Origin of the sequence: Longimicrobium sp., from assembly GCF_036387355.1 — a bacterium.
Taxonomy (GTDB): Bacteria; Gemmatimonadota; Gemmatimonadetes; order Longimicrobiales; family Longimicrobiaceae; genus Longimicrobium.
Map to the genome: position 1 here is coordinate 1 of NZ_DASVTX010000319.1, position 9,591 is coordinate 9,591.

At 71.4% G+C, this 9,591-nt stretch carries 8 protein-coding genes; 1 reads left to right on the top strand and 7 read right to left on the bottom strand.

Annotated elements, in window-relative coordinates:
* The 5 genes from VF665_RS14050 to panB all read right to left on the bottom strand — a co-directional run.
* A partial coding sequence (locus VF665_RS14050) for an HD domain-containing protein (RefSeq protein WP_331054062.1) occupies window positions 1-534 on the bottom strand: 534 nt, incomplete at its 3' end.
* Window positions 521-1,354 carry a hypothetical protein gene (locus VF665_RS14055; RefSeq protein ID WP_331054063.1) on the bottom strand — a complete coding sequence of 278 codons (834 nt, stop codon included), beginning with the start codon at window positions 1,352-1,354 and terminating at the stop codon, window positions 521-523. The genes VF665_RS14050 and VF665_RS14055, both read right to left, overlap by 14 nt.
* 5 nt (window positions 1,355-1,359) lie before the next feature.
* A complete protein-coding gene (gene panD, locus VF665_RS14060) occupies window positions 1,360-1,734 on the bottom strand; it encodes an aspartate 1-decarboxylase (RefSeq protein ID WP_331054064.1) in 375 nt (124 codons plus the stop codon).
* A 32-nt stretch (window positions 1,735-1,766) separates the two neighbouring features.
* Complete coding sequence (gene panC, locus VF665_RS14065) at window positions 1,767-2,636, bottom strand: pantoate--beta-alanine ligase (protein WP_331054065.1); 870 nt, start codon at window positions 2,634-2,636, stop codon at window positions 1,767-1,769.
* The gene (panB, locus tag VF665_RS14070; protein WP_331054066.1) at window positions 2,633-3,457 is read right to left on the bottom strand and encodes a 3-methyl-2-oxobutanoate hydroxymethyltransferase; all 825 of its coding nucleotides are present in this window, start codon (window positions 3,455-3,457) and stop codon (window positions 2,633-2,635) included. The genes panC and panB overlap by 4 nt, the downstream gene beginning before the upstream one ends.
* A gap of 99 nt (window positions 3,458-3,556) precedes the next feature.
* Here panB and VF665_RS14075 point away from each other — a divergent pair, with 99 nt between their 5' ends.
* Entirely contained in the window at window positions 3,557-5,254 is a 1,698-nt protein-coding gene (locus VF665_RS14075; RefSeq protein WP_331054067.1) for an NFACT RNA binding domain-containing protein, read from the top strand.
* Window positions 5,255-5,441: 187 nt separating this feature from the next.
* On the opposite strand, the gene VF665_RS14080 is transcribed toward VF665_RS14075, so the two are convergent.
* Both VF665_RS14080 and VF665_RS14085 read right to left on the bottom strand, forming a co-directional pair.
* The gene (locus tag VF665_RS14080; RefSeq protein ID WP_331054068.1) at window positions 5,442-7,949 is read right to left on the bottom strand and encodes a TonB-dependent receptor domain-containing protein; all 2,508 of its coding nucleotides are present in this window, start codon (window positions 7,947-7,949) and stop codon (window positions 5,442-5,444) included.
* A 298-nt stretch (window positions 7,950-8,247) separates the two neighbouring features.
* On the bottom strand, window positions 8,248-9,591 hold a 1,344-nt coding region (locus VF665_RS14085), incomplete at its 5' end, for an APC family permease (RefSeq protein ID WP_331054069.1).

Genomic DNA, 9,591 nt, shown 5'->3' on the forward strand with positions numbered 1-9,591 from the left:
AAGGGTGGACCCGCTTTCCGTCACGTGGCGAACGCGCGCCTGCACCACCTCGCGCAGCACGGCCTCCATCTCCCCCGGCATGCGGGCCCGCAGCGACGCGGTCCATTCCGGCTCGTAGCGCCGCCCCGGCTCCAGAAAGTCCGCCAGATACAACGCCCTGCCCAGCGCGCCCCAGCGCGGGGAGCCCAGGGTGTGGTAGCGAATGGCGACCAGCATCTCCTCGTCCACCAGCCCCGCAAGGCGCTCGGCGGCGGCGGGGCCGTGCAGCAGCTTGCCGGGAAGGTCGCGAAAGGCCGGGGGCACCTGGGGACGGAGATCGTCCGGCGCGTCCTCCCGCAGGGCGTCGTGCAGCCAGCCGGCGGCGGCCCAGCGCGCGCGGTCATCCGCGGACAGCCCCAGCCCCTCCGCCCATTCGGCCATCAGCCCCGCCACGCGCGCCATGTGCGCGCGGCGCTTTTCGGAGACGTTCGCCCACTCCGGCAATTCGCCGCGGGCGGCGGCGTGCACCAGCGGGCCGGGGTCACTCGTCGTCAAAGCCGCGGCGGGCATGGGATTCCAGGATGGCGCGGTTGCGGATGGCGGTGTGCGACACGTAGTTGAAGCCGCGCAGCTCCACCCCGCTCCCCACGCGGGAGTTGATGATGCGGCAGCAGGGGCCGATGACCGTCTCGTCCCCTACCGTGGTACGCCCCTCCAGCACGCAGCCGGGGTACACGACGGTGTCGCGGCCGATCTCCACGTCCACGTCCACCAGCACGGAGCGGGGAAGCAGAAAACTGACCCCCTCGTCCATCAGCCGGCGGACGATGCGGTCGCGAATGGCGCCCCCCGCGCGGGCCAGCGTGGCGCGGTCGCGGACCACGAAGCCGTCCGGGTCGGGCACCAGGGCGACGCCGAAAAGCCCGCGCAGCACCGACAGGTCGCCGCCGCGGGACACCAGCCGCTCCGCCCCTTGCGCGCCCAGCCAGGCGGCCAGCACGGCGCCGTCGCCGCCCTCCAGCAGGGCGTCGCCCTCGTGCCGCAGAAGAAGGTCCAGCGCGGGGCCGGCGGTGGGCGCGGCGGCGTTCACCACCAGCACGCGCGCGCCGGCGACGAGCAGCGCGCCGCCCAGCGCCGCCTCCGTGGCGGGAACGGACTGCACCTCGCCCGCAACGTCGCCGAACAGCTCCAGCGGCAGGTCGCCCCCCACCACCACGATGCGCGACGGGGCCGGGCGCAGCGCGGCCAGGCAGCTTACCGCATGCCAGGCCAGCGGGCGCCCCGCCAGGGGGTGCAGATAGGTGGACAGCCGCGAGCGCAGGCCGTCGCTTCCCGCCTCCGCCAGCGCCAGAACGACGCCGGTCCAGGGGCCCACGGGCGTCAGGAGCTGACGGCCCGCAGGGCGTCGCGAGAGATGCGGTTCTGCTCGTCGACGAAGATGAAGCGCGGGCGGTAGCTGGCCATTTCGGCCTCGTCGTACTGCGCGTAGCTGATGACGATGACCTTGTCGCCGGGATGCACCAGGCGCGCGGCGGCGCCGTTCAGGCACATTTCGCCCTTGCCGCGCTCCCCCGGGATCACGTACGTCTCGAACCGCGCGCCGTTGTTGACGTTCACCACGGCCACCTGCTCAAACTCCAGCAGGTCGGCGGCTTCCATCAGCTCGGGGTCGATGGTGATGGAGCCGATATAGTTGAGATCCGCCCCGGTGACCGTGGCCCGGTGGATCTTGCTCTTGCACATGTTGCGAAGCATGGCAGCCTCTCTCCGTGGACGCCTGCTCGTGATCAGCTCAGGACCGCGTTGTCGATCAGCCGCGTTCCCCCCACCCGCGCCGCCACCAGCAGCACGGTACCCGGCGCCGCGGCGGCCACCGGCTCCAGCGTGTCCGGGTGCACCGCTTCGGCGTACTCCGGCTCGATCCCCGGCACCCGCAGCGCCGCCCACAGCGCCTGGCGCAGCACCGCCGCGTCGCGCTCGCCGGCGGCGAACAGCTCGTGCCCGCGCCGCAGCCCGCGGTGCAGGGCCAGCGCGCGCGCGCGCTCCTCCGCGGAAAGATATACGTTCCGCGAACTCATCGCCAAGCCGTCGGCCTCGCGCACGATGGGCGCGACCTCCACCCGAACGGGCAGGTCCAGGTCGCCCACCATGCGGCGGATGAGCGTGGCCTGCTGAAAATCCTTCTGCCCGAACACCGCCACGTCCGGCCCAAAGATGCCGAACAGCTTGGCCACTACGGTAAGCATGCCGCTGAAGTGTCCGGGGCGGATGGCGCCTTCCATGCGCGCCCCCAGCGGTCCGGGCTCCACCCTCACCTGCTGCGGGCCGTGCGGATACATCTCCGCGGCCGACGGGGCGAACACCAGGTCCACCCCGTGCTCGCGCGCCAGCCGCAGGTCGCCTTCCAGGTCGCGGGGGTAGCGGTCCAGGTCTTCGCTGGGGCCGAACTGCAGCGGGTTGACGAAGATGGACATCATCACCCGGTCGGCCAGCTCGCGGGCGCGGTGCACCAGCGACATGTGTCCGTCGTGCAGAAAGCCCATGGTGGGCACCAGCGCCACCGTTTCCCCCGCCGCGCGCGCGGCGCCCACGGCGGCGCGCACGTCGGCGCGGCCGTGCACGAGCTGCAGCGCGCGGGCTTCGGCCAGCACCGTCATTCGAAGGTGTGCTCCGGGGCGGGGTACTCCCCGTCCTTTACCGTCCGCACGAACTCGCCCACCCCGGCCGTCACCGCCTGCCCCACTTCGGCGTAGCGGCGCAGAAAGCGCGGGTTGAAGCCGGTGTTGAGCCCCAGCATGTCCTGCAGTACCAGCACCTGCCCGTCGCACCCGATCCCCGCGCCGATGCCGATGGTGGGAATGGACACGCTCTGCGTCACCGCGGCGGCCAGCGGCCCCGGCACCAGCTCCAGCACGAGCGAAAAGGCGCCGGCCTGCTCCAGGCGGCGCGCCTCGGCCATCATGCGCTCCGCCGCTTCCTCGCCCTTGCCCTGCACGCGGACGCCCGTGACGTGAACCGACTGGGGGGTAAAGCCCAGGTGACCCATTACGGGAATGCCGGCGCGCACCAGCGCGGCCACGGTGTCGGCGATTTCGGGGGAGCCGCCCTCCAGCTTTACCGCCTGCGCCCCGGTCTGCTGGAGCACGCGCCCGGCATTGCGCAGGGCGTCTTCGCGGCTGATCTGATAGGTCAGAAAGGGAAGGTCCACGACGAGCAGCGCCCGCTCCACGCCGCGGCGCACGGCGCGGGCGTGGTGGATCATGTCGTCGAGGGTCACGGGAAGGGTGGTGTCGAGCCCCAGCACCACCTGGCCCAGCGAATCGCCCACCAGCACCACGTCTACGCCCGCGCCGTCTACCAGGCGGGCGAACAGGTAGTCGTAGGCCGTGAGCACGGCGATCTTTTCGCCGCGGCGCTTCATTTCGCGAAGCTCGGCGACGGTCACCCGCCGCGGCCCGCTTCCCCGCTGAGTGGACATCCCGATTGATCGTGCGTGGCGAACCCCGTCCGTGAGGGCGGGTTCCGCGCATGGGACTGCGGGTTGACGGGCCGTGAAAGTAACCCGAAGTTGGGCCGCGTGTCAAACCTTCTGCGTTACGATCCGCTGCTGGTGCGCGCCCTTGCGGCCGAACTCGGCGCCGCCCTGCGGGGCCGCGCCGCGGCCGGCCAGCCCGTGTTTGCCCGCGATCTTTCGTGCACGCTGCCGCTGGACCGGGGGCAGGCGCTGCGCTGGGACCTGCACCCGCGCCGCGGCTGGGTGCGCCTGGTGGACGCGTCCACGGGGGGCGAGGGCGCGCGCCCCCCGGACCCGTCGGAGCTGTCGGCGCGCGTCACCCGCGTGTCCGCCCCCGCCGACGAGCGGCTGCTGCGCATCGACCTGCACGAGGGCACCCGCTTTCGCGGCGCGCGCCGGGCGCTGGTGATCGAGCTGCACACCAACCAGTGGAACGCGCTGCTGATGGACGCGGAAACGCGCCGCATCGTGTCCGTGCTGCGCGCCCGCGCGGCGGGGGAGCGGGCGCTGCGGGCCGGCGCCGTGTACCACCCGCCGCCGCCCACCCGCCGCGTGCTCCCGGGCCGCCCGCGTGCCGAGCTGGCCGCCGAATGGACCGCCGCCCTGGCCGCGGTGCCGCCCGCCGAGCGCCCGCGCGCCCTGGTGCGCCGCTTTGCCTACACCAGCCCCATGAACGCGGCCTGGGTGCTGGGCGAGGCCGCGGCGCGCGACGGGGACGACGCGCTGGAGGACGCGTTTGAGCGGTGGTGGGAGATGGCGGATGGGGACGCCTCCACCCCCGTGCTTCTGCGCACCGCCTCCGGCCCGCAGCCCTATCCACTGCTCCTTCCCGGCACGGAGTCCCGGCCGTACCCGTCGCTGCTGGCGGCGATGGAAAGAGCCGCGGCCGAGGAGCCGGCCGGCGACGCCGCGGAAGCCGACGCGGCGGCGGCGCCCGGAGCGGAGCTGCTGGAGCGTGCCCGCCGCCGCCTGGCCGGCATTGAGCGGCGCCTGTCGCGGCTGATGGCGGACATGGGCAAGACGGGCGAGGCGGACCGGCTGCGCGGGTGGGGCGACCTGCTGCTCGCGCATCTGGACTGGGCGGAAGCGGGCCAGGACTCCGTCGTCCTTCCGGGATTCGAGGGGGATGAGGTGACGGTGCCGCTGGACCCCGCGCTGCGCCCGCATGAGAACGCGGAGCGGCTGTACGAGCAGGCCCGCCGCCGCACCCGCGCCGACGCGCGCTTGCCCGAACTGGTCGCCGAGGCGGAGCGCGAGCGCGAGCGGTGGGCTGGCGTCATCGCGTCGCTGGAGGCGGGCGAGGTTCCCGAGGGGGTAAAATCCGCCCTGCGCCGCCCCGAGTCCGCCTCCGCCGCGGCGGCCGCGGACGACGAGCGGCTTCCGTACCGGCCGTACCGCACGTCGGGCGGCATCGAGGTGCGGGTGGGGCGCAGCAGCAGGGACAACGACCGGCTGACCTTTGGGCACGCCGCGCCGGGGGACGTGTGGCTGCACGCGCGCTCCGTTCCCGGCTCACACGTGGTGCTGCGCTGGCGCGAACCGGGTGCCCCGCCCGCCCGCGACCTGGAGGAAGCGGCCGTGCTGGCCGCGTGGTTCAGCAAGGCGCGCTCGTCCGGCACGGTGGCGGTGGACTGGACGCGCCGCCGCTACGTCCGCAAACCGCGCGGCGCCCCACCCGGCCGCGTGAGCCTCGTCCAAGCGAAGACGCTGTTCGTGGAGCCCGACTCCGCGCTGGAAGAGCGCCTTCGCGTGCAGGACTGAAACAAGAACCCCCTCTCACGGAGTTCACCGAGGTTCACGGAGGACACGGTACGGATGGGTGTACCGTGAACCTCCGTGCCTTCCCGTGGCCTCCGTGAGAGGGGTTTCGTTTCTTCGATGATGGCAAACGAGAACCGGCCGCGGATCGCTCCGCAGCCGGTTCTCGTGCATCCACCCGGGCCTGAGGTCAGGGCCCAATGACGCTGGGCTGCTGCGGCTCCTGCTGCTCCGCCGGCCGCTGGCGAATGCGCGGCTGCTGGCCGTAGTTGTACGTAAAGGTCAGAAACAGCGCCCTCCCGCCAAAGCTGCGCTCGGTGTACTGGTCGTACAGCGCGCTGTTGGTGGTGAGCGAAAAGCCCGACAGGTTGAACGGGTCCTGCAGGCGCAGGCCAATGCTGGCGCGGTCGCCCATCAGCTTCTGCCGGGCCGCGATGTTCATGAAGATCATGCGCCCCATGCGACCCTGCTCCACCGCGATGGGCGCGCGGTAGAACACGAACGCCTGCACGTCCTGCCGCGGCGTGATCTGGTAGCTGCCGCTCACCCGCGCCGACCAGCCGATGGCGTCGCTGGACAGGTTGGCCGCGTCGGCGCCGCTGGCGCTGGTCACCTGCCGGAACGCGCTCACGCTCGCCAGCCCGTTCGCCTTGCCGCGGCGCACGGTTCCGTTCAGGTCCAGCCCGTACGAGTCGCTGGTGTCCAGGTTCTGGAACGTGACGCGCAGCGTGTCGCCGCGCACCTCGCGAATGCGGCGGATGGCGTTTTCCGTCCGGCGAAAGAACGGCGTCACCTGCAGCGAGCCCGTGGGGAACGAGCGCTGGTAGCCCAGTTCCAGTGAGTTGGTGTACTCCGGCTCCAGGTTGGGATTGCCGGTAAAGATGTTGCGCGGGTCTTCGTTGATGGCGAACGGGTTCAGCAGCCGGGTGTCGGGGCGCTGAATGCGGCGCGAGAAGTTGAGGCGCACCTGCTGCTGGGCATCCAGGTTCAGCGCCACCAGCCCGCTGGGGAACCAGCTCAGGTAGCTCTTGGGAAAGTTCTGCCCCGTGTTGCCCAGGGTAAAGTCGCGGTCGGTGTGCTCCAGCCGCAGCCCGCCCTGCACGTCCACCTTGCCGAAGGCGCGGCTCAGCACGCCGTAGCCCGCGTGCACCGTCTCGTCGTACTCGAACCGGCTGCTCCCCGTTTCCGTCCACACGCCCGTGCCGTCGTTGAACGAGCGGACGCTCTGGTCGTTGTCCAGCAGGCGCAGCGTGCCCTTGTAGCCGGTCTCCAGCTTGGCCGGGCCCAGCGGGCGCGTGTAGTCCGCCTGCGCCGTAAAGGTGCTGGCGACGGCCTCGGTGATCTGCCCGCGGCGAATGAGCCCCGTGGGCGAGCCCTGGGCGTCGCGCACCAGCCGCTCGTCCACCACGCCGTCAAAGTCGTTGTTGACGTGGTTGGCGCGGATTTCGGTGTTCAGCTCGTGCTTCTGCGGCGTGATGGTGTGGCGAAAGGCCAGCGACCCGTCCATCGTGACGTCGTCGTTCTGGTTGTCGGTAATGCCTTCCGTCTCCAGCAGCAGCGCCCCGCTGGGCGAGCGCCGCAGGTAGTCGTTGTTGGTCCCGGCGTTGAAGTCGCCCAGGCTCAGCAGCGCGGTGCTCGACAGCACGTCGCGCGCCCCCAGCCGCAGGTCGGCGTTGGCGTTCAGCAGGTGCGACTGCACGTTGAACTCGCCCAGGTTGTCCTGGCGCACCGTGTAGTCCAGCACGCGCGAGATGGAGTCGGCGAACGCGTTCAGCGTGTTGAGCCCCTCGCTTTCGCGCACGTCGCGGCGAAAGCCGTAGCTGCCGTACAGCGTGAGCGGGCCCTGCTGGTACCCCACGTTGCCCGAGGCGTTGTAGCGGCCGCCGGTGCCCACGCCGGTCTGCAGGCCGTAGCTGAGCCCCAGGTCGGTGTTCTGCTTGAGGACGATGTTCACGATCCCCGCCATCCCTTCCGGCTCGTACTTGGCCGAGGGGTTGGGGATGACCTCCACGTTCTGCACCACGTTGGCGGGAAGCTGCTGCAGAAAGGTGGCGAGCTGGTCGCCGCGCATGGGCGTGGGCCGGCCGTTGATCTGCACCGCCACGTTCTGGTTGCCGCGCAGGCTCACCTTGCCGTCCTGGTCAACCTCCACCGCGGGAATGTTGCGCAGCACGTCCACCGCGCTGCCGCCGCTGGTGGGCAGGTCCGCCGCGCGGTAGGTGTTGCGGTCCGCGGACAGCCCGGAGCTCTGCGCCGTGGCCTGCACAGTCACGCCCTCCAGCAGCACCGCGCCCTGCCCCATGCGCACGTTCCCCACCGTAGCCGCAAGCGCCTGCGGCGTCAGCGCGACCACCGGTGTGGTCGTCGTCGCCTTGCCCAGCGAGCTGATGCGCAGGTAGTAGCGGCCGGGGCGCAGCCCCTCCACCCGGAAGGTGCCGTTGGGGCGCGCCACGGCGCCCGTGACCAGCGTGGAATCCGCCGCGCTGTACACGGCGATCTGCGCGGAGCCCACCGGCTGCCCCTCGGCGTCTACCACGGTGCCGCTGATGACGCCGGGAGCCTGCGCCATGGCGCCCGGAGGCCCGCCGGGGCGCGCGCCGGCCGGCGGCGCGCCGGGAGGACGGGTCTGCGCGCCGGCCGCGCCAGAGGCGAGAACCGCCGCGAGCAGGGCCGCGAACGAGGTGCCAGAAAGCTTCATATGGATCCGCTGTACGGAAGAGTTTGATCGATCGTCGTGGCCGCCCGCCTTCTACGGCCCGGGAGTGCTAAAAGTTTCGCACACCCGGCGCGCTCACGTGCGCGTCTGTCCTGTTGGACACCGGCCCGGGCTGAAACGTTTGCCCAACGTGAAAATATGCCGAAAAGGAGGAGCAAAAACCAGTGGCGCGGCGATCCGCGAGCCTGCTTCTCCGCCCGGAAGCAGAGCGGGCGCGGCGGGCCGTTGTGGCCGCCGCGCCCTGCTTGTCCGCCGATCCGTCCGGTCCCGCCGCCGCGGGTCAGGCGCCGCGCGTCTTGCGGTCCCAGATGAAGAAGACGGGAATCCCCAGCAGCACCACCACCAGCCCGGAGACTGAATACTCCGGCTTGGCCACCAGCAGAATCAGCGCGACCGCCAGGGCCGACAGCATGTACAGCGCGGGCACGACGGGGTACCCGAACGCCTTGTACGGCCGCGGCAGGTCCGGCTGCTTCCGGCGCAGGCTGAACAGCGCCATCATCGTCAGCACGTAGAAGATGAGCGCGGCAAAGATCACGTAGTCCAGCAGCTGCCCGTAGGTGCCGGTCAGCGTGAGCAGCGCCGTCCACACGCCCTGCGCAATCAGCGCCCAGGCCGGCACGTCGTTGCGGTTCACCGAGGCGGCGCGCTGAAAGAACAGGCCGTCGCGCGCCATGGCGAAGTACACCCGCGCCCCGGCCAGGATCAGCCCGTTGATGCACCCGAAGGTGCTCACCAGAATGGCGCCCGCCATCAGGTACTGCCCCACGGGGCCGAACATCTGCTCCAGCGCCAGCGTACCCACGCGGTCCTGCGGCGCCGACTTGATCTGGTCCAGCGACAGCACCGACAGGTACGCTAGGTTGGCCAGCACGTACAGCACCGTCACCAGCCCCGTCCCCAGCGCCAGCGCCAGGGGAAGGTTGCGCTCCGGCCGCTGCACTTCGGCCGCGGCAAAGGTCACGTTGTTCCACGCATCCGACGAGAACAGCGAGCCCACCATGGCGCTGCCGAACGCGGTGATGATGAGGGGAATGGCGATCCCCATCACCGACACCGGCGTGCCGCCCGGCTGGCCGCTCCAGATGTTGCTCCAGTTGGCGGCGATCGCGTCCGCGTTGCGCCCCAGCGTGATGCCCAGGAGGATGAGCGCGGCCAGCGCGCCCGTCTTGGCGATGGTCAGCGTGGTCTGAATCCACTTGGCCTCGCGCACGCCGCGCAGGTTCACCCACGTCAGCAGGGCGATGACGAGGATGGCCACCACCCGCTGCGGCGACAGCCCCAGCTCCGTGGGTTCCGTTGCGCCCGGCATCATCACGCTTCCCAGCGGCAGAAACACCTTTGGCGTCAGCCGGTCGAAGAAGACGCCCAGAAAGCGCGCGAAGGCCACGGCCACGGCGGCGATGGTTCCCGTCTGAATCACCAGGAACAGCGTCCATCCGTACAGAAAGCCGGGCATGCGGCCCAGCCCCTCGCGAAGAAAGACGTACTGCCCGCCGGCGCGCGGCATGGCGGCCGCCAGCTCGCCGTAGCTGAGCGCCGCGGCCAGCGTCATGAGCCCGCTGGCGATCCACACCGCCAGCAGCCCGCCCACGCTCCCCATGTTGCGCGCGATGTCGGCGGA